General features: G+C 65.7%; 25 protein-coding genes, 1 tRNA gene and 1 riboswitch. Of the genes, 13 read left to right on the forward strand and 13 right to left on the reverse strand.

What is annotated here, in order from left to right; translation table 11 throughout:
* From MA09_RS25165 to MA09_RS02535, 3 genes are all read left to right on the forward strand, one after another.
* The coding region (locus tag MA09_RS25165) for a hypothetical protein (RefSeq protein ID WP_229440526.1) at positions 1–245 on the forward strand (245 nt) is incomplete at its 5' end.
* 157 nt (positions 246–402) lie between these two features.
* Positions 403–3,093: an EAL domain-containing protein gene (locus tag MA09_RS02530; protein ID WP_036245114.1), complete on the forward strand. Its 2,691-nt coding sequence runs from the start codon at positions 403–405 to the stop codon at positions 3,091–3,093.
* A gap of 92 nt (positions 3,094–3,185) precedes the next feature.
* Positions 3,186–6,122 (forward strand): pitrilysin family protein, encoded by a 2,937-nt coding sequence (locus tag MA09_RS02535; protein WP_036245117.1) that lies wholly within the window; start codon positions 3,186–3,188, stop codon positions 6,120–6,122.
* A gap of 133 nt (positions 6,123–6,255) precedes the next feature.
* Here the strand turns inward: MA09_RS02535 and MA09_RS02540 are convergent, their stop codons facing one another.
* From MA09_RS02540 to glyA, 9 genes are all read right to left on the reverse strand, one after another.
* Positions 6,256–6,882: a riboflavin synthase gene (locus tag MA09_RS02540; protein WP_036245120.1), complete on the reverse strand. Its 627-nt coding sequence runs from the start codon at positions 6,880–6,882 to the stop codon at positions 6,256–6,258.
* A 24-nt stretch (positions 6,883–6,906) separates the two neighbouring features.
* A complete protein-coding gene (gene ribD / locus MA09_RS02545) occupies positions 6,907–8,001 on the reverse strand; it encodes a bifunctional diaminohydroxyphosphoribosylaminopyrimidine deaminase/5-amino-6-(5-phosphoribosylamino)uracil reductase RibD (RefSeq protein ID WP_036245318.1) in 1,095 nt (364 codons plus the stop codon).
* Between the two features lie 146 nt (positions 8,002–8,147).
* Complete coding sequence (locus MA09_RS02550; RefSeq protein ID WP_036245122.1) at positions 8,148–8,702, reverse strand: GspH/FimT family protein; 555 nt, start codon at positions 8,700–8,702, stop codon at positions 8,148–8,150.
* Between the two features lie 11 nt (positions 8,703–8,713).
* Positions 8,714–9,172 carry a type IV pilin protein gene (locus MA09_RS02555; RefSeq protein WP_036245125.1) on the reverse strand — a complete coding sequence of 153 codons (459 nt, stop codon included), beginning with the start codon at positions 9,170–9,172 and terminating at the stop codon, positions 8,714–8,716.
* A gap of 19 nt (positions 9,173–9,191) precedes the next feature.
* Positions 9,192–9,950, reverse strand: coding sequence for a pilus assembly protein (locus MA09_RS02560; RefSeq protein WP_051933104.1), 759 nt, complete (start codon positions 9,948–9,950; stop codon positions 9,192–9,194).
* 6 nt (positions 9,951–9,956) lie between these two features.
* Positions 9,957–10,859 (reverse strand): PilW family protein, encoded by a 903-nt coding sequence (locus MA09_RS02565; protein WP_229440527.1) that lies wholly within the window; start codon positions 10,857–10,859, stop codon positions 9,957–9,959.
* A gap of 38 nt (positions 10,860–10,897) precedes the next feature.
* Complete coding sequence (gene pilV / locus MA09_RS02570) at positions 10,898–11,413, reverse strand: type IV pilus modification protein PilV (RefSeq protein WP_036245131.1); 516 nt, start codon at positions 11,411–11,413, stop codon at positions 10,898–10,900.
* A 207-nt stretch (positions 11,414–11,620) separates the two neighbouring features.
* Entirely contained in the window at positions 11,621–12,079 is a 459-nt protein-coding gene (gene nrdR / locus MA09_RS02575; protein WP_036245133.1) for a transcriptional regulator NrdR, read from the reverse strand.
* A 56-nt stretch (positions 12,080–12,135) separates the two neighbouring features.
* The gene (glyA, locus tag MA09_RS02580; protein WP_036245135.1) at positions 12,136–13,383 is read right to left on the reverse strand and encodes a serine hydroxymethyltransferase; all 1,248 of its coding nucleotides are present in this window, start codon (positions 13,381–13,383) and stop codon (positions 12,136–12,138) included.
* A gap of 105 nt (positions 13,384–13,488) precedes the next feature.
* Positions 13,489–13,610, reverse strand: a riboswitch (ZMP/ZTP riboswitch).
* A gap of 157 nt (positions 13,611–13,767) precedes the next feature.
* On the opposite strand from glyA, the gene MA09_RS02585 reads away from it, so the two are divergent.
* The 9 genes from MA09_RS02585 to MA09_RS02625 all read left to right on the forward strand — a co-directional run bounded on the left by MA09_RS02585 (position 13,768) and on the right by MA09_RS02625 (position 20,260).
* Positions 13,768–14,514 (forward strand): SDR family oxidoreductase, encoded by a 747-nt coding sequence (locus MA09_RS02585; protein WP_036245137.1) that lies wholly within the window; start codon positions 13,768–13,770, stop codon positions 14,512–14,514.
* A 235-nt stretch (positions 14,515–14,749) separates the two neighbouring features.
* Positions 14,750–15,154, forward strand: coding sequence for a tol-pal system-associated acyl-CoA thioesterase (gene ybgC / locus MA09_RS02590; protein WP_036245139.1), 405 nt, complete (start codon positions 14,750–14,752; stop codon positions 15,152–15,154).
* A 45-nt stretch (positions 15,155–15,199) separates the two neighbouring features.
* Positions 15,200–15,883 carry a protein TolQ gene (tolQ, locus tag MA09_RS02595; RefSeq protein WP_036245140.1) on the forward strand — a complete coding sequence of 228 codons (684 nt, stop codon included), beginning with the start codon at positions 15,200–15,202 and terminating at the stop codon, positions 15,881–15,883.
* Between the two features lie 16 nt (positions 15,884–15,899).
* Entirely contained in the window at positions 15,900–16,331 is a 432-nt protein-coding gene (locus tag MA09_RS02600; protein ID WP_036245142.1) for a biopolymer transporter ExbD, read from the forward strand.
* Positions 16,332–16,350: 19 nt separating this feature from the next.
* A complete protein-coding gene (tolA, locus tag MA09_RS02605; protein ID WP_036245144.1) occupies positions 16,351–17,292 on the forward strand; it encodes a cell envelope integrity protein TolA in 942 nt (313 codons plus the stop codon).
* A 19-nt stretch (positions 17,293–17,311) separates the two neighbouring features.
* Positions 17,312–18,577 carry a Tol-Pal system beta propeller repeat protein TolB gene (gene tolB, locus MA09_RS02610; RefSeq protein ID WP_036245146.1) on the forward strand — a complete coding sequence of 422 codons (1,266 nt, stop codon included), beginning with the start codon at positions 17,312–17,314 and terminating at the stop codon, positions 18,575–18,577.
* A gap of 37 nt (positions 18,578–18,614) precedes the next feature.
* On the forward strand, positions 18,615–19,139 hold the full coding sequence (pal, locus tag MA09_RS02615) for a peptidoglycan-associated lipoprotein Pal (protein ID WP_036245148.1): 525 nt from the start codon (positions 18,615–18,617) through the stop codon (positions 19,137–19,139).
* Between the two features lie 216 nt (positions 19,140–19,355).
* Positions 19,356–20,111 carry a tol-pal system protein YbgF gene (gene ybgF / locus MA09_RS02620; protein WP_036245151.1) on the forward strand — a complete coding sequence of 252 codons (756 nt, stop codon included), beginning with the start codon at positions 19,356–19,358 and terminating at the stop codon, positions 20,109–20,111.
* 73 nt (positions 20,112–20,184) lie between these two features.
* A tRNA-Lys gene (locus MA09_RS02625) sits at positions 20,185–20,260 on the forward strand.
* A gap of 57 nt (positions 20,261–20,317) precedes the next feature.
* On the opposite strand, the gene MA09_RS02630 is transcribed toward MA09_RS02625, so the two are convergent.
* Genes MA09_RS02630 through MA09_RS02640 form a run of 3 tightly spaced genes read right to left on the reverse strand, consistent with a single transcriptional unit; the run spans position 20,318 to position 23,354 of the window.
* A complete protein-coding gene (locus MA09_RS02630) occupies positions 20,318–21,124 on the reverse strand; it encodes an ABC transporter ATP-binding protein (protein ID WP_036245153.1) in 807 nt (268 codons plus the stop codon).
* Positions 21,125–21,137: 13 nt separating this feature from the next.
* A complete protein-coding gene (gene ntrB / locus MA09_RS02635) occupies positions 21,138–22,043 on the reverse strand; it encodes a nitrate ABC transporter permease (protein ID WP_036245156.1) in 906 nt (301 codons plus the stop codon).
* 27 nt (positions 22,044–22,070) lie between these two features.
* Positions 22,071–23,354 carry a CmpA/NrtA family ABC transporter substrate-binding protein gene (locus MA09_RS02640; RefSeq protein WP_373887833.1) on the reverse strand — a complete coding sequence of 428 codons (1,284 nt, stop codon included), beginning with the start codon at positions 23,352–23,354 and terminating at the stop codon, positions 22,071–22,073.
* Between the two features lie 801 nt (positions 23,355–24,155).
* On the opposite strand from MA09_RS02640, the gene MA09_RS02645 reads away from it, so the two are divergent.
* Positions 24,156–24,338 carry a hypothetical protein gene (locus MA09_RS02645; protein WP_036245158.1) on the forward strand — a complete coding sequence of 61 codons (183 nt, stop codon included), beginning with the start codon at positions 24,156–24,158 and terminating at the stop codon, positions 24,336–24,338.
* Positions 24,339–24,495: 157 nt separating this feature from the next.
* On the opposite strand, the gene MA09_RS02650 is transcribed toward MA09_RS02645, so the two are convergent.
* Positions 24,496–26,208 (reverse strand): methyl-accepting chemotaxis protein, encoded by a 1,713-nt coding sequence (locus MA09_RS02650; RefSeq protein WP_036245160.1) that lies wholly within the window; start codon positions 26,206–26,208, stop codon positions 24,496–24,498.
* Between the last annotated feature and the right edge of the window lie 101 nt (positions 26,209–26,309).

Raw genomic sequence — 26,309 nt, forward strand, 5'->3', positions numbered from 1 at the left:
CGCAATTCGGCAACGATTTCCTCGGTGCTGGAGATAGACATACGGATTCCTTGAAACGGGGGGATTTTTGTGTAATCCGTTATTTTAAAGGATTTACCGCCTTTCAACCGAGGGACTGGCGATCCTCCTCAGCACGGCACTACGAATTCGTCAACGGTTGTTGCCACATGGCAACAATAAATTTTTTCGCTCACATCGCCCTGCCCATCATTGTTAAGCTGAGCTTCCTCCACGCAACGAAGTAGCGTGTCCACGCTTGACTCGATTATGATAAAAACATTGCGGTCGCATGTACCGCCGAGGCTCCCCCCCGGCGCGGCGCGGCCATTTTCTGGAGTAGCCATGGCGGTCGTTCCGCATTCATTCGACGCTTGTCCGCTTTCGCACGAAAGGCGGGAGTGAATGGCTACGATCCTGATCGTCGACGACCGGCCAAGCAACCGCGCCTTCCTGAATGCGCTGCTCGGCTTCACGGGCCACCGCCTGCTCGAGGCCGAACACGGCGCCGAGGCATTGTCCCTGGCGCGCGCCCAGCGCCCCGACCTGGTGATTACGGACCTCCTGATGCCCGTCATGGACGGCTATGAGCTGGTCCAGCACCTGCGGCAGGACCCGGACCTGCGGAGCATCCGCGTGATCTTCTTCTCGGCGGTGTATGCCGAATGCGAAACCCGGGCGATGGCAGCGCGCTGCGGCGTCGCCACCGTCCTGCCCAAGCCGGCCGATCCACAGCAGATCCTCGATGCCATCAATGGCGAACTGGGCGTGCTTGAGGGCGCGCCGCCGCTGCCGGTGCCGCAGCCGGCGCCGGAAAACGACCGCGCCCTGCCCTTCGACCTCGGTGCGCGCCTGGCCGAACTGGAACGCATGTGCCTGTCCCTGATCGGCGAGCGCCGCGTCGAGACCCTGGCCGCGTCCTTCCTGGATGCCGCGCGCCGCGTGCTGCATGCCGATTTCGCCGCGCTGTGCCTGCTCGACCGGGGCGAACGCAGCGTGCGCCACCTCGACACCTGGGCGCTGGGGCCCGAGTTGCTCGCTTCCGATGCGCTGGACGAAGGCCATTTACCCGGCATGCTGCTGCGCGCCAGGGCGCCGCTGCGCCTGGTGCAAGGCGATCCCTTGCTGGACGGCATTCCGTCCTGTCACCCGCCCATGGGAAGCTTCCTCGGCCTGCAGGTGCACGACCTGCAGCACCCGCACGGCTGGCTGTACTGCGCGCGCTGCCCGGGCGCACCGGCCTTCACCGATGAGGAAGAGCGCTGGGCCACGGCGCTGGCCGCCCAGCTCGCGGTGGCCCATGAAAACCTGAACCTGTACGACGTCGTGCAGCGCCACGCCGCCCAGCTGCAGCTCGAGGCGCTGGCGCGCGCCGACGCCGACAAGGCCCTGCGCGAGAGCGAGCACCGCCTCGAGCTGGCGCGCCAGGTCTTCGACAGCACCCAGGAAGGCATCCTGATGACCGATGCCGAGGCCCGGATCGTCGCGATCAACCCGGCCTTCGAGCAGATCACCGGCTACCGCGAATCCGAGGTGCTGGGCCTGAACCCGCGCATCCTGCGCTCGGGCCGGCATGACGCCCCCTTTTACCGCAGCATGTGGCACTGCCTGGAACAGGACGGCCAGTGGCGCGGCGAGATCTGGAACCGCCGCAAGAACGGCGAGGTCTACCCGGAGCGCCTCAGCATTAGCGCGGTGCACGACGAGTCCGGCAAGCTGACCGCCTATGTCTCGGTGTCGACCGACCTGTCGGCGCTGAAGGCCGCGCACCACCAACTCGACTTCCTGTCCAACCACGACGGCCTCACGCTGCTGCCCAACCGCTCGCTGTTCAACGACCGCCTGCAGCAGGCCATGGCTGCCGCGCGCCAGGGCGACGGCCAGCTGGCGCTGCTGCTGTTCAACGTCGATCGCCTCTCGCGCATCAATGACAGCCTCGGGCACGCGGCGGGCGACGCCGTGCTGCGCGAAGTGGCGCGCCGGGTGGGCGAGATCGCCGGCCCGACCGACACGGTGGCGCGCCTGTCGGGCGACGAATTCGTCCTGCTGCTCACCAGCTGCCACGATACCGAAGACATCATCCTGGCCGCGCGCCGCCTGATCGACGCCATCGCCCAGCCGCACTCGGTGGGTGGACACGACGTGGTGGTCACGGGCAGCGTCGGCATCAGCATCTTCCCGCGCGACGGCAACGCCCCGGGCGACCTGCTGAAAGCCGCCGACGCGGCGCTCACCGAGATGAAGGGCGCGGGACGCAACGGCTTCCGCTTCTTCAAGGGCGAGATGAACGCCCAGGCGCTGCGCTGGCTGGCGCTGGAGACGCGCCTGCGGCGCGCCATCGAGCGCGAGGAACTGGCCCTGCACTACCAGCCGCAGGTCTCGCGCATCGACGGTCGCGTGGTCGGCGTGGAGGCCCTGCTGCGCTGGCGCAGCGAAGAGATCGGCACGGTCTCGCCGGGCGACTTCATTCCGCTGGCCGAGGACACGGGCCTGATCCACCCGATCGGCGAATGGGTAATCCGCCAGGCCTGCTTCCAGAACAAGGCCTGGCAAAACGCCGGCTTGGGCCCGGTGCGGGTGGCCGTCAACGTCTCGGCCAACCAGTTCAAGGCCGGCTCGGTGAGCGGTGTCGTGCGCAAGGCTCTGTCGGACAGCGGCCTGGCACCGCGCTACCTCGAGGTGGAACTGACCGAAAGCGTGATGCTCGGCGACAGCGCCGTGGCCGAGGCCGAGATGGCCGAGCTGCGCGCCATGGGTGTGTCGCTGTCGCTGGACGACTTCGGCACCGGCTATTCCTCGCTCGGCTACCTGTCGCGCTTCCCGCTCGACAAGCTGAAGATCGACCAGACCTTCGTGCGCAATATCACCACGGAGCAGAGCAGCGCCGCCATCGCCCAGGCCACCATCGCGCTGGCCCAGGGCCTGTCGCTGGCGGTCGTGGCCGAGGGCGTGGAAACGGTCGGGCAGCGCGACTTCCTGGGCCTGATCGGCTGCGATGTGATGCAGGGCTACCTGTACAGCCGCCCGGTGCCGGCCCACGAGATGGCGCAGCTGCTGTCCAATGGGCGTGTCGCGGTGTTGAACATGCCGCTTTGAACATGCCGCTTTGAACACGCATATACGACAACGCAACAGTGCAGTCCGGCATGCGCGGTAGAATGCATACTCGTCCACAGAATGGATCCCCGATGAGCAAGAATGTCGTACGCGGCCTCTGCCTGGCCGCGCTGCTCTGCGCACACGCGCTGGCAGGCCCGGCCGCGGCCGTCCCGGTCACCGGCAAGGCGGCGGGCGCCGCTCCCACTGCCAAGGCCACCGGCGATGCCGCCTCTGTGCTGCGCCTCGACGCCCTGATCCCGGTCGGCCCGCAGGTCAAGGTAGGCAAGCTTGCGAACGGCCTGACCTATTACATCCAGCGCAACGCCCGCCCCGAACGCAAGCTCGAGCTGCGGCTCGTGGTCAAGGCCGGCTCCATCCTCGAAGACGAGGACCAGCGCGGCCTGGCCCACTTTGTCGAGCACATGGCCTTCAACGGCTCGACCAACTTCCGCAAGCACGAGCTGGTGTCCTACCTGCAGTCGATCGGCGTCGGCTACGGCGCCGACCTGAACGCCTATACCTCGTTCGACGAGACCGTCTACATCCTGCCGATCCCCACCGACAAGCCGGAACATGTGTCCAGGGCCTTCCAGGTGCTGGAAGACTGGGCCCACGGCCTGCAATTCGATCCGGAGGCGGTCGAGAAGGAACGCGGCATCGTGCTGGAAGAGCTGCGCCTCGGCAAAGGCGCCTCGGACCGCATGGGAAAGCAGATCATGCCGGCGATCTTCAATGGGTCGAAATACGCCGAGCGCCTGCCGATCGGCACCGAAGAGGTGCTGCGCAACTTCAAGCCCGAGGCCCTGGCCCGTTTCTATCGCGACTGGTACCGTCCCGACCTGATGGCGGTGGTGGTGGTGGGCGACATCGATCCACTGCGGGCCGAAAAGCTGGTGAAGGCGCATTTCGCCCACCTGAAGAACCCGGTGCCGGCGCGCCCGCGTGCCTATGCCGAAATTCCGGCGCGCCAGGCTACCCAGGCGCTGGTGGTCACCGACAAGGAGGCCACCGGCAACGCGGTGCTGATCCGCTACCCGGTCCAGCCGGTGATCGAAGCCGGCACCATCCGCGCCTACCGCGACGACCTGGTGCAATCGCTGTTTTCCGCCATGCTCAACCAGCGCCTGCAGGAACTGTCGCAGCTGCCGGAACCGCCCTTCATGGGCGCCAGCAGCTCGCTCGGCAAGCTGACCCCGCGCTACCGTTCCTACAATGCCTCGGCCGCGCTGGGCCCGCGCGGCGCCGAAGCGGCCCTGACCGCCCTGGTGGAGGAAAACGAGCGTGCGCGCCGCTACGGCTTCGGCGCGGCCGAACTGGAGCGGGTCAAGAAAAGCCTGATGCGCCAGTACGAGCAGGCCTGGAACGAGCGCGCCAAGAGCGATTCCAGCACCTATGCCGCCGAGTACATCCGCAACTTCCTGCAGCAGGAAGCGATTCCCGGCATCGATACCGAATACCGCTACGTCAGGGAACTGGTGCCCGGCATTACGCTCGACGAAGTCAACGCCTATGCGCGCCGCACCATTCCCGCGGATTCGGGCAAGCTGGTGCTGTACACCGGCGTGACCCGTGACGATACGCCGCAGGGCCCGCAACTGCTGGCGGCGGTCGCCGGCGCCGAGCGCGCCGAACTGCGCCCGCACGATGAGAAGGCGGTGGCGGCGCGCCTGATGGACCGTCCGCCCTCGCCGGGCAGGATCGTGGCAGAGTCGATTGATGCGGCGCTCGGCCTGACGCGCCTGACGCTGTCGAACGGCGTCAAGGTGATCCTGAAGCCGACCGACTTCCGCAACGACCAGGTAATGATGAGCGCCGCCCGCTTCGGCGGCCAGAGCCTGTACGGCGACCAGGACATCCTGAATGCGCGCTTTGCCAATGCCATTGTTGCCAGCATGGGCGTCAGGGACTTCACCCCGCTCGACATGCGCAAGATCCTGGCCGGCAAGGCGGCCCAGGTGGACGTCGGCCTGGCCAACTATACCGACGTGGTGGTGGGCGCCTCGGGCGCCACCGACATCGAGACCATGTTGCAGCTGACCTGGTTGAAGTTCCACGGTGTGCGGCGCGACGAAGCTTTGTTCCGCTCCTACGTCGGCAAGCAAGCCGAGCAGGCGCGCAACCAGACCGCGCAACCGGGCGCGCGCTTCGGCGACGCGGTGATGGCGGCGCTGTACAACAAGCACCCGCGCGCGCCGCGCACCCTGAAGGCCGAGGAATACGAGCAGATCGACCTCGACCGCAGCATCGACATCTTCCGCCAGCGTTTTTCCAGCGCCAAGGACCTGACCTTCATCCTGGTCGGCAGTTTCGAGGTGGCCGCCCTCAAGCCGCTGCTGGCGACCTACCTCGGCAGCCTGCCGACGTCCGAGCTCACGGTGGCCTACCGCGACGTCGGCCTGCGCCCGGCGACGGGCGTGGTCAAGCGCGAAGTGCGTAGCGGCACGGAACCGAAGAGCACGATCTCGTTGACCTTCACCGGAACGGCCGAGTTCAGCGACGCCGAGCAGCTGCGCCTGGCTGCGCTGCTCGAAGTGGTCAACCTGCGCCTCATCGGCGTGCTGCGCGAGAAGATGGCCCTGATCTACGGCGGCGGCGCATCGGGGGTGCTGAGCAAGATCCCCTACGGGAACTATTCGATCGGTGTCACGCTGCCGACCGGGCCGGAGCACGTGGACAAGGTGATCGCGGCGACCTTCGACGAAATCAGGCGCCTGCAGGCCGAGGGGCCGGAGGCCGCCGACCTGGACAAGGTGAAGAGCAACTGGATCCAGAACCACCGCCGCTCGCTGCGCGAGAACGGCTACTGGCTGGGTTACTTGCAGACGGCGCTGAGCGAAGGGACGGACCCAGGGGCGATCCTGGAGGTCGAGAAGCAGGTGCGGGCGATTTCGGCGGAGGAGATCCGCGCGGCCGCGCGGCGCTACTTCAACGAGCAGAATTACGTGCAGGTGGTGTTGAATCCGGAGAAGCAGACCGCTACGGCGGTGGCGGCGTCCGGCAGCGGCAACACGGCGCCTGGCGGTTGATGTTGTCGGGTGGGCGGGTTCCCGCCCGCGCGATGATCGCTATCGGCTCCGCTCTCGGACGCAATGATCTTGCTGCTGCTTGACCGCGTGGACGCATATCGGCCACTGGCCCGATATGCGCCCACCCTACGATTCAATCTTTCGCGGAAAGCATGCGCTCCACGTAGCGCGCGATCAGGTCGATCTCCAGGTTCACCTTCGAGCCCGCCTTCAGGTGCTTGAGCGTCGTCACCTCGATCGTGTGCGGGATCAGGTTGATCGAGAAGCGGCATACCTTGCCGCCCTCGCCTTCGATGTCCTCGACCCGGTTCACCGTCAGCGACACGCCGTTGACCACCACCGAGCCCTTGTAGGCGAGGAACTTGGCCAGCTCCCAGGGCGCATCGACGACCAGCTCGCGCGATTCGCCGACCGGCTCGAAGCTGTGCACGGTACCCAGCCCGTCCACATGGCCGGAGACAAGGTGGCCGCCCAGCCGCTCGGCCAGGGTCAGCGCCTTTTCCAGGTTGACTTCGCCGGGCGACGCCAATCCCACTGTCTTGTTCAGGCTTTCGCGCGAAACGTCCACGGTGAAGGCCTTGTCGGTCTTGGCGACAACGGTCATGCAGGCGCCATTGATGGCGATCGAGTCGCCCAGCGCGACGTCCGCCAGTCCCAAGGGGCCGGCGTCGACTTCCAGGCGCACGCCCGCGAAGGAGCCGCCTTCGAGCGGGGTGACCGAAGTGATGTTGCCGACGGCGGCGACGATTCCAGTAAACATGTGAACTTGTTCCTCAGTGTTGACTCAGTGTTGAATGTTTGTGTTGGCGAAGCGGGCCAGGATGCGGATGTCCTCGCCGACCCGCGCCACGTCGTGGAAGCGCAGCTGGCGCTTGTCGCCAAGGCGCGCCAGCGGCGGCAGCGCGAACATGCCCTGCCCCGGCCCGATCAGGCTGGGCGCCAGGTAGACCAGCAGTTCGTCGACGCAGCCCTCGCGCACCATCGACGCATTCAGTTTCGAGCCGGCTTCCACGTGCACCTCGTTGATTTCGCGCCGGCCGAGCTCGCGGATCAGCTCGGGCAGGTCGACCTTGCCCTGCGCATTCGGGAGAGTGAATACGTCATGGCCCGCCGCGCGCAAGGCGGCGGCTTTCTCTGCGCATTTTCCCTGCACGTCGACGGCGGCCACGATCCAGCACGGCTCGCCCTGCAGGATGCGGGCGCCCGGGTCGATCTCGAGCCGGCTGTCGACGATCACGCGACGCGGCGGCAAAGGGGTATCGATGCCGCGCACGGTCAGCTGCGGGTCGTCGGCCTTGACCGTGCCGATGCCGGTCAGGATCGCCTGCGCGCGGGCGCGCCAGGCGTGGCCGTCGGCACGGGCATCCGGTCCGGTGATCCACTGGCTCTCGCCACCGGCCAGGGCGGTGGCGCCGTCCAGGCTGGCGGCCACTTTCAGGCGCACCCAGGGCAGGCCGCGCCGCATGCGCGAGAAGAAGCCGATGTTCAGTTCATGGGCCTGCTCGGCCAGCACGCCCGAGGTGACGGCGATGCCTGCGGCTTCCAGCTGGGCCAGGCCGCGTCCGGCGACGAGGGGATTGGGGTCGGTCATGGCGGCCACCACCCGCCCGACGCCGGCCTGCACCAGCGCGTTGGAGCACGGCGGCGTGCGGCCGTAATGGCTGCACGGCTCCAGCGTGACGTAGGCGGTGGCGCCACGCACGTCGTTGCCGCGCGCCTGGGCGTCGCGCAGCGCCTGGATCTCGGCGTGCGCCTGCCCGGCGGGCTGGGTGTGGCCGGCGCCGATGACGGCGCCATCGCGCACGATCACGCAGCCGATCCGGGGATTGGGCGCCGTGAGGTACATGCCTTTCGCCGCCCAGTGCAGGGCCAGCGCCATGCCGTCGGTATCGTTGAGAATCTGTGCCGTGTCGTTTGCCAAGGTGTTCCGTTCCGCTATCAAGGCCCTGCCCGCTTCCGTTCCCGGGGCCGCTGCCGCGCCGCTGCCGCGCCGCTGCCGCGCCGCTGCCATCTATGCGGCTGCGGCTAGCGCGGTGCCTGCGCGCCCTCGCAGCCGTCGTCGCGCGCCGGGTTGCACTGCCGTATGCGTCCGAGCATGTTGATTTTAATACGCCGGGTCTGCCCCCCGTGGAACAGCGAGAGCGTACCGAGCCGTGCTGCACCGCTGTTGGTGTCGCTGCAGCTGCGTCCGGCGCCATTGTAGGCGATGTACTGTGGCGGCGCTGACTGGGTGAAGGAAAAGTCGATCCGGACGCCTTGCGGCAGCGGCCCGTGCACCGCCAGCACCTCGTCCGCCGCGCTTGGCTGGCGGTCGCCGTCCCGGTCGATGAACACCGTCCAGCCCCGCGTCCAGTCGGCTCCGCCGGGGTCGCGCGGCGCCAGCTTGACCTGTTCGTTGCGGGCGATCGCCTGCGCCCGGGTGTGCAGGATGGCGTCATGCAGTTCGCCGGAGGCGGCCTTGAGCTGCTGCGCCGTGACGAGCGCGTGCAGGTCCGGCGCGGCCACGGCGAAGGCCGCGGCAGCAATGGCGAGCACCACGGCCAGTTCGGCCAGCGTGGCGCCACGGTCTGGCCGGCGCATCGGCGCGCCCCTCATGGCCAGCAGCGCTGCCCGCTGCTGGCAGCACCCTCGGCACCCTGTGCGCCTGTGCTGTCGAAGCTCAGGACGCCGCAGTCGGGATCACGGAAGCCGGCATCGACGTTCGCGGTGCCCGGCCGGGCGCGCAGTTCGATGCACTGGCTGATGGCCTGCCCTTCGCAGGCACGCCCGTCGAGCTCGTAGGCACTCTCTTCCGGGCTGGCACCGAGCCACCAGCGGAACTGGCGGCTGTCCGCGTCGGTGGAGGCCATCGAGAAGGCAATGTAGGTATGGTGCAGCGCCCGGTACTGCTCCTGCCGCTGCATGGCATCGACCAGCGCCAGCTGCGCCTCGACACGGCGGGTCTTGACCACATGGCGCATATAGCCCGGGTAGGCGATCGCGCCGAGGATCGAGACGATCGCCAGCACGATCAGGATTTCCACCAGCGTGAACCCACGACAGTTCCTCATCAATCCTCCGTTCCCGCCTCTACTTGCCCACCGATGCGACCGTCTCGCGCCAGTTGCCGATCTCGCGCCAGCCTACCCGGATGCCGGGCCCACCCGCCGTCTCCGGCAAGCCGGGGCCCTCCGGTTCCGGCGGCGCTTCCGGTCCTGTTCCGGGGCCTTGTCCCTGTCCAGGCCCGGATGGGCCGGCGCCTGCCGCCGGAGCGCCTGCCAGCAGCTTCCGGTAGTACGCCTGAACGGCCACCTGGGTCGTCGGAATGCTGCCGAAGCCGAGCGCGCTCACCCGGTACAGCAGTGCACCGGCCGCGGACGGCATCCGTTCGATCAGGTAGCGCGGCGCCCGGACGGAAAACGCCCCCTCTCCTGCCGGGATCAGCGCCCCCGTGAATGTGCCGAACTCGACCGCCGGCCCCTGGTCGTCCGCCAGCGCTGCGAAGATGTCGCCGGCATCCGGCGCACGCTCGCACAGGCCGTCATAAGGCGTGCCGCCGCGGCAGCCGGCGGCAAAGGCGCCCGGGGTTGCGTTCGCCAGCGCCGCAGCACGTGCCGAGCCCGGGTCCAGACCGCCTTCGATGTCGTGTTCGGCATCCGCCAACGCCGCCATCGCGGCGTGCAGCGCCAGTATCCGGTCGCGCTCGTGGCCGGCGGCGCGCGCGCCGTTGATCGCGGAGCGCGCCGCGGCGACGCTGGTCATCAGGACGGCCAGTGTCAAGAGCAGCGCCGTGAGCAGCGCGACGCCGCGCTCGCCGTGGCGACATGACGGGTGGACGGATACGCGCATGCGGCCTCACCGCATGCGCGCAGGCAGTGCAATCGTGGTGCCGAACACCTTGCGGTAGCGCGGCGCTTCCGGACCCGCCAACTCCGCTTCCTGCAGGCGGGTGCCGGCATCGACGGCGCCTGCGAGGGTGCCATAGTCGCGCCCGAATAGTTCGTGGACGGCATTGCGTGCCGACGCGAGCCGGCTCACCGGTCCGCGCATCAGCAGGGCCACGCGCACGCTGGCAATCTTCTTCCAATGGGTGCGGCGGCGCAGGTCGGCGTCGCGCTCGGCCGCGGTGCTGCCGGCGAGCACGAGGCCTGCGTCCAGCCCGGCCAGCGCGCTGGCGTTCAGGTAGCGTTCCGGCGTACCGTCGGCATCGCTATCGAGCCCGTACAGCACCTGGAAGCTGTCGACGACGCCGACCACCGCGTCCGCCGACCAGTTGCTATGGCCGCGGTACTTGCAGCGCAGCTCGGCGTGGCCCTGGCCATTGCGGGCCACATAGAAGATGCTCCAGCCTTCCTCGTTGCGGTGCACGCTGAATCCGGCGCAGTCGAGGCTCGTGCCGTCGCCATTGGGCGGCGCGCCGGTGCCGGGAAAACGGACCGCCAGCACGTCGCTGCCGTTCACGGCGTCCGGCAGGGCATTGTCGATACCGGATCCAGCCTGGCCCACCCTCCCCGCGTCGAAGCCGGACAGGCGTGCCGGCGCGTCCGGATCCGGACCGCCGCTGCCTTCCCAGTCGGCCGCCGCCGACTGCCGCACGGCGCGTGCGATGGCTTCGAGCGCATAGCGTCCGGCATCGTCCATCGCGGCCGTCTCCGCCTGCGCGGCGAAGGCACGGTTGGCCCAGATGAACAGGCTGGCGGCGGCGAGCAGCACGCCCAGGCCGACGCTCATGGCAATGAGCAGCTCGGGCATCGTCATCCCGCCCTGCCTGCATGGCGGCCTGCACGCGCGGGACCTCATCGGATCACCCCAACGTAGCCGGGCGCATCGCCGGTACCCTGCCAGCCCAGCTTGACGACCGGCAGCGCGCTGGCATTGCCGTCGCAGCTCCAGCGCAAGCGCTTGTCGGCGCTGTCCCAGGGCGAGCTGTCGCGGCATACCGCGATGCGGCCGCGCGGGAACCGGGCGTACACCGCCTGGCGGATTTCGTGCAGGTCGAACTCGGCCAGCTGGGCCGGTGTGCAGGGGGCGCCGAAGCAGCCGGCGCCGGCCACCGGCGGGCCTTCTGCCGCGTCATAGGACAAGGCGAGATAGGGATTGGCGCCGTCAGGCAGGCTTGCCACCGAACGGTTGACTTGGATGCGCGCGGCCAGCGAGGCCGCCAGCTGGGACGCCTCGGACATCAGCGCCGACTGCTGACGGGTACGCTCGGCGGTGAGCTGCGTGGCGCCTGCGCCGACGATGCCGACCGCCAGCACGAACAGTGCGACCAGCACCTCGGCCAGCGTGAAACCCTGAACCTTCCCCTTCACGGCACCCTCCTTCGATAGCCTGCGAACCCAGCTTGCGCTTGCGAGCTGCGAAGTTATCAGGCGTGGCGGGGCCAGCCGTGAGCTGGCGCAATCGGGTCCGGGGAACTGTTAAGCACGCGTAGCGACGCTTGCTCGCGCGCTGGTTTTGAGCGCCTCGCCAGGACGGCGAGACGACCCGGGGCCGCTAATGAGGGGATTGCTAGGCGCTCACTTGCGCGGCTGACCGACTTCGGCGATAGCTTCCTGGAACTCGGCCAGGTCCTCGAAATTCTTGTAGACCGAGGCGAAGCGGATATAGGCGATCTTGTCGAGACGCTTGAGTTCCTGCATCACCAGCTCGCCGACGTAGCCGGTGTCCACCTCGCGGCGGCCGCTGGTCAGGAGCTTTTCTTCGATGGTGGCCACCGCGGTGTCGATGGCTTCGGCCGCGACCGGGCGCTTCCTCAGCGCCAGCATCAGGCTGCCGCGCAGCTTGTTCGACGAGAACTCGGTGCGGCTGCCGTTCTTCTTGACGATGATCGGCATCGACAGTTCGATCCGCTCGTAGGTGGTGAAGCGCTTGTCGCACTTCGCGCAGCGCCGGCGCCGACGAATCGCGTCCCCCTCCTCGGACACGCGGGTGTCGAGGACCTGGGTATCTTCATGCTGGCAGAAAGGACATTTCATGGCGCCGGGTGCCGCTCTTTCATCGAAAGGGGCCGCAAGCGCGGCCCCGAGGTTGCTTACTTGGCGTACACCGGGTACTTGTCGGTCAGCTGCTTCACTTCGGCCTTCACGCGCTCGATGGTCGCGGCGTCGTGCGGATTATCCAGCACGTCGGCGATCAGGTGGCCGACCTTGACCGCGTCTTCTTCCTTGAAGCCGCGGGTGGTGAAGGCCGGGCTGCCGAGGCGGATGCCCGAGGTGACGAACGGCTTTTGCGGGTCGTTCGGGATGCCGTTCTTGTTGCAGGTCATGTGTGCCTGGCCCAGGATCGCTTCGGCTTCCTTGCCGGTGAGGCCCTTGGCGCGCAGGTCGACCAGCATCACGTGCGATTCGGTACGGCCCGAGACGATGCGCAGGCCGCGCTCGGTGAGGGTATTGGCCAGGGCGGCGGCGTTCTTGACCACCTGCTTCTGGTATTCCTTGAATTCCGGCGACAGCGCTTCCTTGAAGGCCACTGCCTTGGCGGCGATGACGTGCATCAGCGGACCGCCCTGGATGCCCGGGAAGATCGCCGAGTTGATGGCTTTCTCGTGCTCGGCCTTCATCAGGATGATGCCGCCGCGCGGGCCGCGCAGCGACTTGTGGGTGGTCGAGGTGACGAAGTCGGCGTGCGGCACCGGGTTCGGGTATTCACCCGCGGCGATCAGGCCGGCGTAGTGGGCCATGTCGACCATGAAGTAGGCGCCGACTTCCTTGGCGATGCGTGCGAAGCGCTCGAAGTCGATGCGCAGGGCAAAGGCGGAAGCGCCGGCGATGATCATCTTCGGCTTGTGCTCGCGCGCCAGGCGTTCCATGGCTTCGTAATCGATGTCTTCCTGCTCGGTCAGGCCGTAGGAGACGACGTTGAACCATTTGCCGGACATGTTCAGGGCCATGCCGTGGGTCAGGTGGCCGCCTTCGGCCAGCGACATGCCCATGATGGTATCGCCCGGCTTCAGCATGGCGAAGAACACGCCCTGGTTGGCCTGCGAGCCCGAGTTCGGCTGCACGTTGGCGGCTTCGGCGCCAAAGAGTTGCTTCAGGCGGTCGATCGCCAGCTGCTCGGCGACGTCGACGTATTCGCAGCCGCCGTAGTAGCGCTTGCCCGGATAGCCTTCGGCATATTTATTGGTCAGCTGCGAGCCCTGCGCTTCCATCACGGCCGGCGAGGTGTAGTTCTCGGAAGCGATCAGTTCGATGTGGTCTTGCTGGCGAACGTTTTCTTTTTGGATGGCATCCCACAGTTCCGGGTCGATATTGGCGAGCGTATGGTCTTTTGCAAACATGTAAAACTCCAATCGAGAGAAATACCAGGCAACGGGCAGCGTCGAGCGGCGGGGCCGGCAGGCGCAAGGCAGCCAGACCTTCTCCACATCGGCGCGATGCCAGTTGATGGCTGCCCAGGCGAACGGCGGGTGACATCTCACGTTCCCCGGTGGGTGCCCACCTTGACCGCCGCCGCACAAATGACAATTCGCGGGCGCACGGTGTTTCGCCAGTTACGTGAGACGTAAATGACTCCAGATTGTATGTGATCCATGCCCCTTAGGGCAAGGAAACTGCTGTCTTCCTTGCAAGCCTGGAGGAGGCGCAAAGGGCGCCAGCGGACTTGTGGCCATTTCGGCTACAATTTTCAGCTAGCTCTTCATCCACAGCCCTCGGGACCAACCATGATCGTCTTCATCACCGGCGCTTCGGCCGGCTTCGGCGCCGCGATGGCGCGCGTTTTCGTCCAGAACGGCCACCGTGCCATCCTCGCCGCCCGTCGCACCGAGCGCATCGACAAGCTGGCGCGCGAACTGGGCGACAAGGCCCTGCCCATCACCCTGGACGTCACCAGCCGCGCCTCGATCGAGGCGGCACTGAGCGGCCTGCCGGAAGACTGGCGCGACATCGACGTGCTCATCAACAATGCGGGCCTGGCGCTGAACACCAAGCCGGCCCATGAGGTACCGCTGGAAGACTGGGACACCATGATCGCTACCAACTGCCAGGGCCTGGTGACCATGACCCGCGCCGTGCTGCCCGCCATGGTGGCGCGCGGCAGCGGCTTGATCATCAACCTGGGCTCGGTGGCCGGCCATTTCCCTTACCCAGGGGGCAACGTCTATGGCGCAACCAAGGCCTTCGTGGCGCAGTTCACCCTGAACCTGCGCGCCGACCTGGTCGGCACCGGCGTGCGCGCGACCGACCTGGCGCCGGGCCTGTGCGGCGGCACCGAATTCTCGAACGTGCGCTTCCATGGCGACGACGCGGCTGCAGCCAAGGTGTACGAAGGCACGACGCCCTTGAGCCCCGAGGATATCGCCAACACGGCCTACTGGATCGCGACCCTGCCGCCACATGTGAACGTGAACCGGATCGAGATGATGCCGACCTGCCAGGGCTTCGCGCCGTTTGCCATCAAGCGCAACTAAAGCCAGGCGTCCAACAGTCCACCGGACTGTTGGACTGTATCGCGCGCTCTGCAATTGTGAGAAAGTGTTACAGTAATTGGCCTATCGGCTATGTTTCACGTCTACTACTGCGCACCGTAGCTGTCTTTTCCATCAGGCATGTTCGACCGGTTCCTTTCCCATATGTTCGCAAGCGTACATAAGGAGGGCAGAAATCGCGTAAAATGTTTCCTATTTTCATTTAATGGCAGGGGAAATGCCTTCAGCTTTTGACTGGACAGTCAGGGTCTATTACGAAGATACCGACGCCGGTGGCATCGTGTTTTACGCCAATTACCTGAAGTTCTTCGAGCGTGCGCGCACCGAATGGCTGCGCGCGGCAGGCGTCGGCCAGCAGGAATTGCTGGAAACCATGGGTGCCGCCTTTGTCGTCAAGAGCGTGTCCCTGGACTACCATGCGCCGGCCCGCCTGGACGATGTGCTGACCATCCGCACCACTGTCGAAAAGCTGGGCCGTGCCTCGGTCCAGTTCGCCCAACAGGCCTGGAAGGGCGACCTGCTGCTCACCAGTGCCAGCGTCAAGGTCGGCTGCGTGGACACCGCCACCATGCGGCCGCGTTCGCTTCCCGACGAGGCTGCTGATAAAATGCGCGCCGCATGAGGCGCGTGCTTATTTGACAAGATTAGTTTAACCGAACCCTACCCGATGACCGAGACCCCAGACCTTTCGTTGTCCGCCTTGATCCTCAATGCCCACGTACTGGTGCAGTTGATCATGGCCTTGTTGCTGATCCTTTCGATCGTGAGCTGGACCTATATCTTCCGCAAGGCCTTCGCCCTGCGCGCCGCACGCAGCCAAACCGAGCAGTTCGAGCGCAGCTTCTGGGCCGGCGGCAACCTGCACACCCTGCACCAGAGCGCCAGCGCCCAGCGCGACCAGAGCGGTCCGCTGGCGCGCATCTTCGAATCGGGCATGGGCGAATTCATCAAGGGCAAGCAGGCCGCACGCGATCTCTCGGACATGGGTCCGGTGCTGGACGGCTCGCGCCGCGCCATGCGCGCCGCCTTCCAGCGCGAACTCGACGCCCTCGACATCCACCTGAACTTCCTGGCCTCGGTCGGCTCGGTCTCCCCGTACATCGGCCTGCTCGGCACCGTGTGGGGCATCATGAATTCCTTCCGCGGCCTGGCCAGCGTGGAGCAAGCCACCCTGGCCGTGGTCGCGCCCGGCATCGCCGAAGCGCTGATCGCCACCGCGATCGGTCTGTTCGCGGCAATCCCGGCAGTGGTGGCGTACAACCGCTTCACCCACGACATCGATCGCCTGGCGATCCGCTTCGAGAGCTTCGTCGAAGAGTTCTCGAACATCCTGCAGCGCCAGGCGCGCTGAAGCGAGGGGGACCGTCATGGCTTTGAACAGCAGCCTGCGCAGTGGACGCAAACGCGCCTTTAAATCCGAAATCAACGTCGTGCCCTACATCGACGTGATGCTGGTGCTGCTCATTATCTTCATGGCGGTGCCGGCCAACGAGGCGCCGAGCGTGGTGAACCTGCCGGCCGCGGAGAAATCGGCGCTGCCGCCGGACACCTATATCCGTGTTGCGGTCCAGCCCGACAACAAGTTGTCGATCGGCGTCGGCGGCAAGCAGAAGGCCGCCATGGAAGACGTGGCCGACCGCACCGCCCTGCTCGCCCGCCTGCGCGCCCTGCACGAAGAGAATCCGGACTACCCGGTCTTGATCGAAGGCGACCGCGACAGCAAATACGACGATGTGATCCAGCTGATCTCCGAAGCCAAGAAGATGGGCATCAACCGGGTGGGACTCGCCACCAAGTGAAGAACAGATGTCTGCCGCAATGAAGCACGTCCCTCAGCCTGCCACCGCCGGCGCGCCCTACCGCGTGCCGCCAGAACCGAGCCGCCTGCCAGCCTTCCTGCTGGCAGTGGCCGTGCACGCCGTCTTGCTGGGCTTCCTGTATTTCGGCATCAGCTGGCAGAGCAACGAGCCGGTCGCCGTCGAGGCCGAAGTCTGGGACATGTCGGTGCAGACCGCCGCGGCGCCCACGCTCCCGCCCCCGCCCGCCCCCGAACCGGAGCCCGAACCCGAGCCCGCTCCTACCCCACCGCCGCGTCCGGTCGAGCCGCCGCCGGTGGAACGTCCTGCGCCGGTAGAGCCGGATATCAAGCTGCAGCGCGAAAAAGAGCGCAAGGAACAGGAAAAGCGTGAGCTGGCCGAGAAGAAGGAGCGCGAGCGCAAGGAAGAGGAGCGCAAGCAAGAACTCGCCGAAAAGAAAAAGAAGGACGACGCCGAGCGCGAAAAAAAGGAACTCGCCAAGAAAGAAGCCGAGGAAAAGAAGAAGGCTGAGAAGCTCGCTGCCGAGAAGGCTGCAAAGGAAAAAGCTGCAAAGGAAAAGGCCGAAGCCGCCAAGCTCGAGAAACTGCGCCAGGAAGACCTGAAACGCATGGCCGGCGCGATGGGCACGACCGGCACGGCCGAGAAATCGACCGCGCCGAAGGCCGACGCGGGCTACGTGGCCGCGATCACCGCCGCCATCAAGAGCGCGACCGCCTATGGCGGCAGCACCACGATGCCGGGCAATCCGAAGGCCATCTTCAAGGTCGAGCAGTTGCCGACCGGCGAGATCATGTCGGTGCGCCTGGTAAAAAGCAGCGGTGTGCCTGAGTTTGACAGAGCAGTGGAAAATGGTATCAAAAAGGCATCCCCGCTTCCCAAGAAAAAGGATGGGACGGTAGAGCGCGTACTCGATGTCAACTTCTCGATGAAAGACTACGACTGATTCGGTTTCAGAGACAGATATGAAAAAACTCCACTACCTGCTGTTTAGCGCTACCCTCCTGATGGGCACTGCCACTCAGGCCCAGATCAAGGTCGAGATCGCCGGTGTCGGCAGCAACCAGATCCCGGTTGCGGTCGCCGCCTTCGCCGACGAAAACCTGGCGCCTGACGACGTCTCCGACATCATCCGCGCCGACCTCGAGCGCAGCGGCGTGTTCAAGGTCATCGACGCCCGCCAGACCATCAGCGACAGCGCCAGCGTCGACCTGGCCGCCTTCCGTGCCAGCGGCGCCGACGCGCTGGTGGTCGGCAGCGTCACGCGCAGCCCGGACGGCCGCTTCGCGGTGCGCTACAAGCTGCACGACACCGTCAAGGGCGCGCAGATCTCGCAGCTGGGCGGCGAAGTCCAGCCCAAGTACATCCGCCTGCAGGCCCACCGCATCGCCGACGATATCTACGAAAAGCTGACCGGCGTGCGCGGCGTCTTCTCGACCCGCATCGCCTATGTGAAGGAAGACCGCGCCGGCCGCAACTACACCCTGGCCGTGGCCGACGCCGACGGCGAGAACGAAGTCATCGCCGCGCGCGGCCGCGAGCCGATCATCTCGCCGGCCTGGTCGCCCGACGGCACCAAGGTCGCCTATGTGTCGATGGAAGACCGCAAGCCGGTGGTCTACCTGCAGGACCTGATGACCGGGCGCCGCAACGTGATCTCGAACCTGAAGGGCAACAACTCGGCGCCCGCCTGGTCGCCGGACGGCCGCACCCTGGCCGTGGCCCTCTCGAAGGACGGCAACACCGAGATCTACACCGTGAACTCCGACGGCACCGGCCACCGCCGCCTGACCAACAACCCGGCGATCGACACCGAACCGCAGTTCTCGGCCGACGGCCAGACCATTTACTTCACCAGCGACCGCAGCGGCGGCCCGCAGGTGTACAAGATGAGCGTCTCGGGCGGCACGCCGACCCGTGTGACCTTCAATGGCAATTACAATATCAGCCCGCGCGTGTCTTCCGATGGCAAGACACTGGCCTGGATTTCCCAGCGCAACGGCAATTTCTCCCTTTACGCGATGGACCTGGCCAGCGGCCAGGAACTGCGCCTGGCCGATGGGGCCACCGAACCGAGTTTTTCGCCAAACGGCAAGTACATCATGTATGCGACCAAAGGTGGCGGGCGTGTCTCGCTGGCCGTGGTCTCGGTGGATGGTCGGGTCAAGCAGCGCTTAACCACCAATGCGGGAAACATTCGGGAGCCCAGCTGGGGTCCCTTCATGAAGTAAAAAAGCAGTAAAACTTTAATAGACAAGGAGAAAAACCATGCGCAATTTCCAGAAATTGGCCCTCATCGCTTCGGCTGCCCTGCTGACCGCCTGCTCGTCGACCAAGCTGCAGGAAACCCCGGTCGTCGAGAAGACCCCGACCCCGGAAGCCGCGCCGGCACCGGCCGACACCCGTGACGTCCGTCCGGTCGAGACCGGCAGCGTCGACCCGCTGAACGATCCGCAAGGCGTGCTGGCCAACCGCAGCGTCTACTTCGACTACGACAGCTTCGTCGTGCGCGAAGACGGCAAGCCGGTCGTCGCCAACCACTCGGGCTACCTGAGCAAGAACACCAACCGCAAGGTCCTGATCCAGGGCAACACCGACGAGCGCGGCGGCACCGAGTACAACCTGGCCCTGGGCCAGAAGCGTGCCGAAGCCGTCCGCCGTGCGATGGCCTCGCTGGGCGTGTCGGACAACCAGATGGAAGCCGTCTCGCTGGGCGAAGAAAAGCCGAAAGCGACCGGCAGCAACGAAGAGGCATGGGCGGAAAACCGCCGCGCCGACATCGTCTATCAGTAATAGTTGATTAACTAGGCTGATACGGCTTAAGGCTAGGCCGATTGACAGCGGGGCGGACAGCAGTGCAGACTGCATCCGCCCCGTTTTTCGAGCGTCTGATAAAACCTTCAGGGCAAGGCGCACCGTCGCAGACAGTACACCTGTACGGCAAGACGGTGCAACGCAGCCATGGAGGTTTTGTCAGGCGCTCTTACTCAGCTATCGGAAAGAACTGCCATGATTAAAATGTCCCCGTCCCGCCTTGCCCTGCTGGCCCTGATGGCCTGGATGCCGCTGCAGGCATCCGCCAGCCTGCTCAGCGACAATGAAGCGCGCAAGGCCATCCTCGACCTGCGCGCCAAGGTCGACGCCGTCGCCCGCGAGCTGAACGCCCGTATCGACACCAAATCGGACAGGACCGCCCAGCTCGACATGCTGAACCAGCACGAGCAGACCATGCAGGAAATCTCGCGCCTGCGCGGCCAGATCGAAGTGCTGGCCAACCAGATCAGCCGCGCCCAGGAAAGCCAGAAGCAGCTGTACGCCGACCTCGACGCGCGCCTGAAGAAGGTCGAACCGCAGCAGGAAACCGTCGACGGCCAGGTCGCTTCGGTACTGCCGTCCGAAAAGAGCGCCTACGACAGCGCGACCGCCATGTTCCAGTCCGGCGACTACAAGGGCGCCACCGCCGCCCTGCAGGACTTCGTGCGCCGCTACCCGGATTCGGCCTACGCCGCCAACGCGCAGTACTGGCTGGGCAACGCCTATTACGCGCTGGGCGATTATAAAAAGGCGATCGCGGCCCAGGAAGTCGTGACCACGACCTACTCGACCAGCCCGAAGGTGCCGGACGCGATGCTGAACATCGGCAGCAGCTATGCCTTGCTGAAGGACAGCAAGAACGCCAGGAAGGCATTGCAGCAACTGGTGTCGAAATATCCGGAGTCGAGCGCGGCCCGCACCGCCAAGGACCGCCTGGCGTCGCTGAAATAAGTTCACGCGCCTGCGATGATGCCGCGCAGCATTTGACAGCGGGCGCGGCACATCCTATAATCCTGCTTCTTTCGGGTCGTTAGCTCAGTTGGTAGAGCAGCGGACTTTTAATCCGTTGGTCGCTGGTTCGAGCCCAGCACGGCCTACCAGAATCAGCAGAAACGCCAGCCTTCGGGCTGGCGTTTTTGTTTTCGGATCCACTTCCCTCAAGCCGCTTCCACCGCCGGATGCGCCTGCTTCCGGTACAGGAACTCCAGCACCGCCTTGCGATACTCGGTATACCGCGTGTCCTGCGCCAGCGCCACCCGGTCGCGTGGCCGCGCCAAACCCACCTCGACGATCTCGCCGATGCTCGCCGCCGGGCCGTTGGTCAGCATGACGATCCGGTCCGACAGCAGCACCGCCTCGTCCACATCGTGCGTCACCATCACCACGGTCGACCTGGTGGCGGCGACGATCTTGAGCAGTTCGTCCTGCAGGTGCGCCCGCGTCAGCGCGTCGAGGGCGCCGAAAGGTTCGTCCATCAGCAGCACCTTGGGCTCCATCGCCAGCGCCCGGGCGATGCCGACCCGCTGCTTCATCCCGCCCGAGATCTCGTGCGGGCGCTTGCCCTCCGCACTGCCCAGCCCCACCAGCGCCAACGCCGCCTGGGTCCGCTCGCGCAGCCGGGCACGCGACTCGTCGCGGCCGAACACGCGCTCCACGCCGAGATGGATATTTTCGTAGCAGGTCAACCAGGGCAGCAGCGAATGGTTCTGGAACACCACCGCCCGCTCCGGCGAGGGCCCGGCGATTTCCCGGTTGGCGCACAGCAGCACGCCCTCGGTCGGTTTCAGCAGCCCGGCGATCAGGTTCAGCAGGGTCGACTTGCCGCAGCCCGAGTGGCCGATCAGGGTAATGAACTCGCCCTTGCGCACGGCCAGGTTGATGCCCTGCAGCGCCTGGAACACGCCCTTCTTAGTGTGGAAGGCCATCTCCACGCCGGCGATGTCGATGAATTTCGGATGGTCCATGCTTACTCCCCTTTCAGTTCGCAGTTTGTTCGTGGGTCAGGGCACGGGCCAAGGCCACCAGGGCCTGCTCCAGCAAGAGGCCGACCACGCCGATGATGACGATGGCGATGATGATGTGCGCGACGTTCAGGTTGTTCCATTCGTCCCAGACCCAGAAGCCGATGCCGACGCCGCCGGTCAGCATTTCCGCCGCCACGATCACCAGCCAGGCGGTGCCGATCGCCAGGCGTACCCCGGTCAGGATGTAAGGCAGGGCCGAGGGCAGCAGGATCTTCGTCAGCACCTTCCACTCCGACAGGTTGAGGACGCGCGCCACGTTCATGTAGTCCTGCGGCACGCGCTGCACGCCGACCGCGGTGTTGATGACCATCGGCCAGATCGAGCAGATGAAGATCGACCAGATCGCGGCCGGATCGGCGGACTTGAACACCAGCAGACCGATCGGCAGCCAGGCCAGCGGAGACACCGGCTTGAGCAGGCTGATGATGGGGGCGAACATGCCGCCGATGAAGCGCACCCGGCCGATCATGAAGCCGAGCGGGATGCCGACCAGGGCGGCCAGGCCAAAGCCCAGCGCCACCCGCTTCAAGGACGCAAGGACGTTCCAGCCGATGCCCTGGTCGTTCGGGCTGTTGCGGTAGAACGGGTCGGCGAACAGGGCCAGCGCTTCCTGCAAGGTGGCCTGCGGCGTCGGGAAGGCCGCGTTGCGGCTGGCGATGATCTGCCAGGCCAGCAGCACCAGCGCGATGCCCGCCAGCGGCGGCAGCACCAGCAGCACTGCCCTGGCAAGGGGCTGCGCGCCGCGCGCCGCCACGGCCGCCGGCTTGCGCTGCGGCCGGGGACGCGCCACCGGCGCGGAAGCAAGCGGGTCCACGATGGCAGCGGACGGCTTGGGAATGGATTTCAGGATGGCGTTCATGGCACTCCTTTCCGGGTGGGTGAGAGCTTAGACCTTGATCTTGAACGAGGCGGCGTAGGCTTTCGGATTCCTGCCGTCCCAGAGGGCGCCGTCCATCAGCGTCGAGCTGCGCAGCGGGCTCTTTGGAATCGGCGTCCGAGTCATGGTCGCGGCCTCCTTGTACAGCTCGACCTGGTTGACACTGGATGCCACGGCCAGGTAGTCCGGGTCGTCCTTCAGCAGGCCCCAGCGGCGATGCTGGGTCATGAACCACATGCCGTCCGAGAGGAAGGGGAAGTTGACCAGGCCGTCGTTGTAGAACTTCATGTGGTGCGCGTCGTCCCAGGTCTTGCCCAGCCCGTTCTGGTAGCGGCCCATGATGCGCTGGTCGATCGCATCCTTGCTCGTGTTCACATAGGACTTGGCGGCGATGACCTCGGCCATCCTGTTCTTGTTGGCCAGCGAGGCGTCGATCCATTTGCCGGCCTCGAGGATGGCAGCCATCATGGCGCGGCAGGTGTTCGGATGCTTTTTGGCGAAGTCGAGGGTGCTGCCCAGCACCTTTTCCGGATGGTCGCGCCAGATGTCCTGGGTGGTGATGGCGGTGATGCCGACCTTGTCCATGATGGCGCGGTGGCCCCAGGGCTCGCCGACGCAGAAGCCGTCCATGTTCCCGACCCGCATATTGGCCACCATCTGCGGCGGCGGCACGGTGATGACCTTGGCGTCCTTCATGGGATCGATGCCGTTGGCCGCGAGCCAGTAGTACAGCCACATCGCATGGGTCCCGGTCGGGAAGGTCTGGGCGAAGGTGTATTCGCGTTTTTCGGCGCGCATCAGCCTGGCCAGCGAGGCACCGTCGGTCGCGCCCTTCCCGGCCAGCTGGCTGGACAGCGTGATCGCCTGGCCGTTGTTGTTCAAGCCCATCAGCACCGCCATGTCCCGCTTCTGGCCACCAATGCCCGTCTGGACGCCGTACAGCAGGCCATACAACACGTGGGCAGCGTCGAGCTCGCCGTTGGCCAGCTTGTCGCGCACGCCGGCCCAGGAGGCTTCCTTGCTCAGCACGAACTTCACGCCGTACTTCCTGTCGAGGCCCAGTACCGAGGCCATCACGACCGAGGCGCAATCGGTCAGTGGAATGAAGCCGATCCGGACTTCTTCTTTTTCCGGCTTGTCCGATCCGGCCGCCCACGCTCCACCCGTTGCCAGACCCAGCAGGCCTGTGCCTGCCGCCAGGCCTGTGGCCTGCACGAGCTTCCTGCGCGTCACATTCACTCCGTCGACAGTTTGTGGCATGGCACGCTTCGCTTCGAGTTGTTGATATTCCATCGCGATCCCTATGTAATCGGGCGAAAAAAAAGACGCATACCCCGACATGAACGCTTTCATGCTCCGGGTAGACGTCGTTGTCTTGGTGGGCCCTGCCGGCGCTGGCAGGACACGTGCGCTTCGTTGCGCAGCTGTCAATATGCAATCTCCGTGCCATGAACGGCCACAGAGCGAAATCGCATCCGCTACGACCACGAATGCGCTATGCGGTAGCGCACATCCGCACGATGATTGTGCATTGCATCATTTTGGACCGCAGGGCACGACTGGACAAGGCGGTACCGCATCGCCTCTTGTCGATGGAAGAACATGATTCAATAACTGGGAATACTTAGATTTTTTGTATCGTTTTCCGAACTCACGATGACCTCGCCGGTCATATGATTCCCGAAACTGCAATCGCTATCGTTGCTGCGTCCCGCCCCCATGACACAATTACTTGACATTGCCGGTGGATCGGAACATATTGTTTATTTAGAGCAACATCGTGAAAACGACACCAATCGTGTGCGCCCTTGTATTAGCTGGATGCACATGTAAAATAGACAACATCTGATGCCCCTATCTTGCAGGAGGCATCGCGGACTGGTTTTTTTGTGACGCGTTACTGGCACCGCATGTCGACTGCTTCTCATCTGCACGCCCGGGACACGCACGTGCTGGATGCCTGCACTGCCCGGCTTGCCTGAACGGCTGGCGCGACGCGCGAACCAGCCGGACTCTCCTGTCGGCAAACGCTCCAGCAATCCCCCTCACATCTTGAACGCCTGTCTCCGGTGGAGATGGCAAAAGGAATTAGCAATGAACACCGAGCACTCGCATCCACGCATCCACCCTGGTACCGTAGACCGTAGCAACCCGCGCGCGCCGAAGCGCACGTTTGCAAGGGGCATCGTGGCGAACAGCCGCCGCCTGCGCCAGCGCATCGGCGTGGCTGTCGGACTGGGCCTTGGCATGGCGGCGCTCCTCATCACCCTCGAATAAGCGCAACCGCAGGACCGGCGCAAGAACACCGCACACGGCGGGCGTGCGCACGCACGAGTGCACGCCATGAAAAAGGCAGCGAGCCTGCAAGCTCGCTGCCTGGTTGACGTGCGGCGCAGCAGCGGCCCGGTGGCCGCCCCTCCTTAGCCGGACGTCGTCAGAACTCTTCCCAGCCCTCGGTGGCTTCGGCGGCCTGCGCCTTCGCAGCCTTGCGCACAGGCTGCGCTGGGGCCGCCGCCTTCGCCTCGCTGCGTGCCGGGACCTTCACCTTGGCAGGGCGCGCGACCAGCGCCGGCACCCGCACAGGGCTGGTCGGCGCTGCCTGCGCCGCGAGACGGAAGATGCCGACCGCCTGCGCCAGCTCCGCCGCTTCCTGCTGCAGCGACTGCGCCGCGGCCGAGGCTTCCTCGACCAGCGCGGCATTCTGCTGCGTCACCTGGTCCATCTGCGTCACGGCGCTGTTGATCTGTTCGATGCCCGCAGTCTGCTCCTGGCTCGCGGCAGTGATCTCGGCCATGATGTCGGTCACGCGGCCGACGCTCTGCACGATTTCCGCCATCGTCGCGCCGGCCCGGTCGACCAGCTCGGAGCCGTGGTGCACCTTCTCGACCGAGTCGTCGATCAGCGCCTTGATTTCCTTGGCTGCCGCCGCGCTGCGCTGCGCCAGGTTGCGCACTTCACCCGCGACCACCGCGAATCCGCGGCCTTGCTCGCCGGCACGCGCTGCCTCCACCGCCGCATTCAGCGCCAGGATATTGGTCTGGAAGGCGATGCCGTCGATGACCGTGATGATGTCGACGATGCGGGTTGCCGAATTGTTGATCGCGCCCATGGTGCGCACGACCTGCTCCACCACTTCGCCACCCTTGCCCGCCACCTGCTGGGCCGAGGCCGCCAGTGCGTTGGCCTGGCGTGCATTGTCGGCATTCTGCTTGACGGTCGAGGTCAGTTCTTCCATGGAGGATGCCGTCTCTTCCAGCGAACCGGCCTGCTGCTCGGTGCGAGTGGACAGGTCGAGGTTGCCGGCGGCGATCTCGCCCGATGCCGTGGCGATGGTGTCGGTGCCGGCGCGTACGCGGGTGACGATCTGCACCAGCGCCGCGTTCATGTCCTTCAGCGCCTGCAGCAGGCGGCCGGTTTCGTCGTTCGAGCTGACGTCGATCTGCTGCGTCAGGTCGCCCGCGGCCACGGCGCCGGCAATCTGCACCGCCCGCTCGAGCGGACGGACGATCGCGCGCACCAGCACCCAGCCCACCACCACCGCCATCAGGAGGCCGAACACGAGGCCGGCCAGGCAGACCAGGCGCACGGTTTCATAGGTTTCCTGGGAGCGCTCGTACTCCTCCTTGGCCACGCGCTGCTGCAGCGCGATCAGGCTGTCGCCGTTCGTCCGCACCGGCTGGAACAGGCGCGCCATGTCGCCGGCAATGATCTGGTTCGCCAGCGCGCCGTCGCCAGCGCGCACGGCCGCGATGGCGGGCTGCAGGGCCTGCGCGACAAACGCGGTATTGGATTCGACGAACTTCGCAACGAGCGCCGCTTCCTCGCTTGTCAGTTCGGTCTGTTCGTAGGCCTTCCAGGTCGATGACACCTCGGCAAGGTTGGCATCGACTTCCGACAAGATGGCATTGCGCTTGCCGCTGTCTTCCTGAGGCGCAGCCTTGGCGACCAGTAACTGGTTCAGCGTAACCAGCTGCATGACGCGGCTGAGTTGTCCTAGAGCGACGACGCGGTTGTCGTGCAGGCTTTTCAGCTCGGCGTTCGCCACCGCCAGGTTGTAGAGCCCCACGACGGCGCCAGCGACGAGCTCGGCAGCCAGGAAAGCGATCACGAATACAAGGCGGGTCTTGATGGTCAGATGTTTAAACATTGGGAGCCTAGGAAAGAATATGTGCATCAATACAATTGTACTGTGGAAATTTCAACATACCCATTGCGGGTAAGCTAGATATCTCCGTGAAAACCGGGCGA

Source organism: Massilia sp. BSC265, from assembly GCF_000740675.1.
Taxonomy (GTDB): Bacteria; Pseudomonadota; Gammaproteobacteria; order Burkholderiales; family Burkholderiaceae_D; genus Telluria.

Excerpts from the sequence above, each read along its gene's own strand:
- MA09_RS02530 (WP_036245114.1), top strand. The coding sequence starts at position 403 with ATGGCTACGATCCTGATCGTCGACGACCGGCCAAGCAACCGCGCCTTC.
- MA09_RS02535 (WP_036245117.1), top strand. The coding sequence starts at position 3,186 with ATGAGCAAGAATGTCGTACGCGGCCTCTGCCTGGCCGCGCTGCTCTGC.
- MA09_RS02540 (WP_036245120.1), bottom strand. The coding sequence starts at position 6,882 with ATGTTTACTGGAATCGTCGCCGCCGTCGGCAACATCACTTCGGTCACC.
- ribD (WP_036245318.1), bottom strand. The coding sequence starts at position 8,001 with ATGGCGCTGGCCCTGCACTGGGCGGCGAAAGGCATGTACCTCACGGCG.
- MA09_RS02550 (WP_036245122.1), bottom strand. The coding sequence starts at position 8,702 with ATGCGCCGGCCAGACCGTGGCGCCACGCTGGCCGAACTGGCCGTGGTG.
- MA09_RS02555 (WP_036245125.1), bottom strand. The coding sequence starts at position 9,172 with ATGAGGAACTGTCGTGGGTTCACGCTGGTGGAAATCCTGATCGTGCTG.
- MA09_RS02560 (WP_051933104.1), bottom strand. The coding sequence starts at position 9,950 with ATGCGCGTATCCGTCCACCCGTCATGTCGCCACGGCGAGCGCGGCGTC.
- MA09_RS02565 (WP_229440527.1), bottom strand. The coding sequence starts at position 10,859 with ATGACGATGCCCGAGCTGCTCATTGCCATGAGCGTCGGCCTGGGCGTG.
- nrdR (WP_036245133.1), bottom strand. The coding sequence starts at position 12,079 with ATGAAATGTCCTTTCTGCCAGCATGAAGATACCCAGGTCCTCGACACC.
- glyA (WP_036245135.1), bottom strand. The coding sequence starts at position 13,383 with ATGTTTGCAAAAGACCATACGCTCGCCAATATCGACCCGGAACTGTGG.
- MA09_RS02585 (WP_036245137.1), top strand. The coding sequence starts at position 13,768 with ATGATCGTCTTCATCACCGGCGCTTCGGCCGGCTTCGGCGCCGCGATG.
- ybgC (WP_036245139.1), top strand. The coding sequence starts at position 14,750 with ATGCCTTCAGCTTTTGACTGGACAGTCAGGGTCTATTACGAAGATACC.
- tolQ (WP_036245140.1), top strand. The coding sequence starts at position 15,200 with ATGACCGAGACCCCAGACCTTTCGTTGTCCGCCTTGATCCTCAATGCC.
- MA09_RS02600 (WP_036245142.1), top strand. The coding sequence starts at position 15,900 with ATGGCTTTGAACAGCAGCCTGCGCAGTGGACGCAAACGCGCCTTTAAA.
- tolA (WP_036245144.1), top strand. The coding sequence starts at position 16,351 with ATGAAGCACGTCCCTCAGCCTGCCACCGCCGGCGCGCCCTACCGCGTG.
- tolB (WP_036245146.1), top strand. The coding sequence starts at position 17,312 with ATGAAAAAACTCCACTACCTGCTGTTTAGCGCTACCCTCCTGATGGGC.
- pal (WP_036245148.1), top strand. The coding sequence starts at position 18,615 with ATGCGCAATTTCCAGAAATTGGCCCTCATCGCTTCGGCTGCCCTGCTG.
- ybgF (WP_036245151.1), top strand. The coding sequence starts at position 19,356 with ATGATTAAAATGTCCCCGTCCCGCCTTGCCCTGCTGGCCCTGATGGCC.
- MA09_RS02630 (WP_036245153.1), bottom strand. The coding sequence starts at position 21,124 with ATGGACCATCCGAAATTCATCGACATCGCCGGCGTGGAGATGGCCTTC.
- ntrB (WP_036245156.1), bottom strand. The coding sequence starts at position 22,043 with ATGAACGCCATCCTGAAATCCATTCCCAAGCCGTCCGCTGCCATCGTG.
- MA09_RS02640 (WP_373887833.1), bottom strand. The coding sequence starts at position 23,354 with ATGGAATATCAACAACTCGAAGCGAAGCGTGCCATGCCACAAACTGTC.
- MA09_RS02645 (WP_036245158.1), top strand. The coding sequence starts at position 24,156 with ATGAACACCGAGCACTCGCATCCACGCATCCACCCTGGTACCGTAGAC.
- MA09_RS02650 (WP_036245160.1), bottom strand. The coding sequence starts at position 26,208 with ATGTTTAAACATCTGACCATCAAGACCCGCCTTGTATTCGTGATCGCT.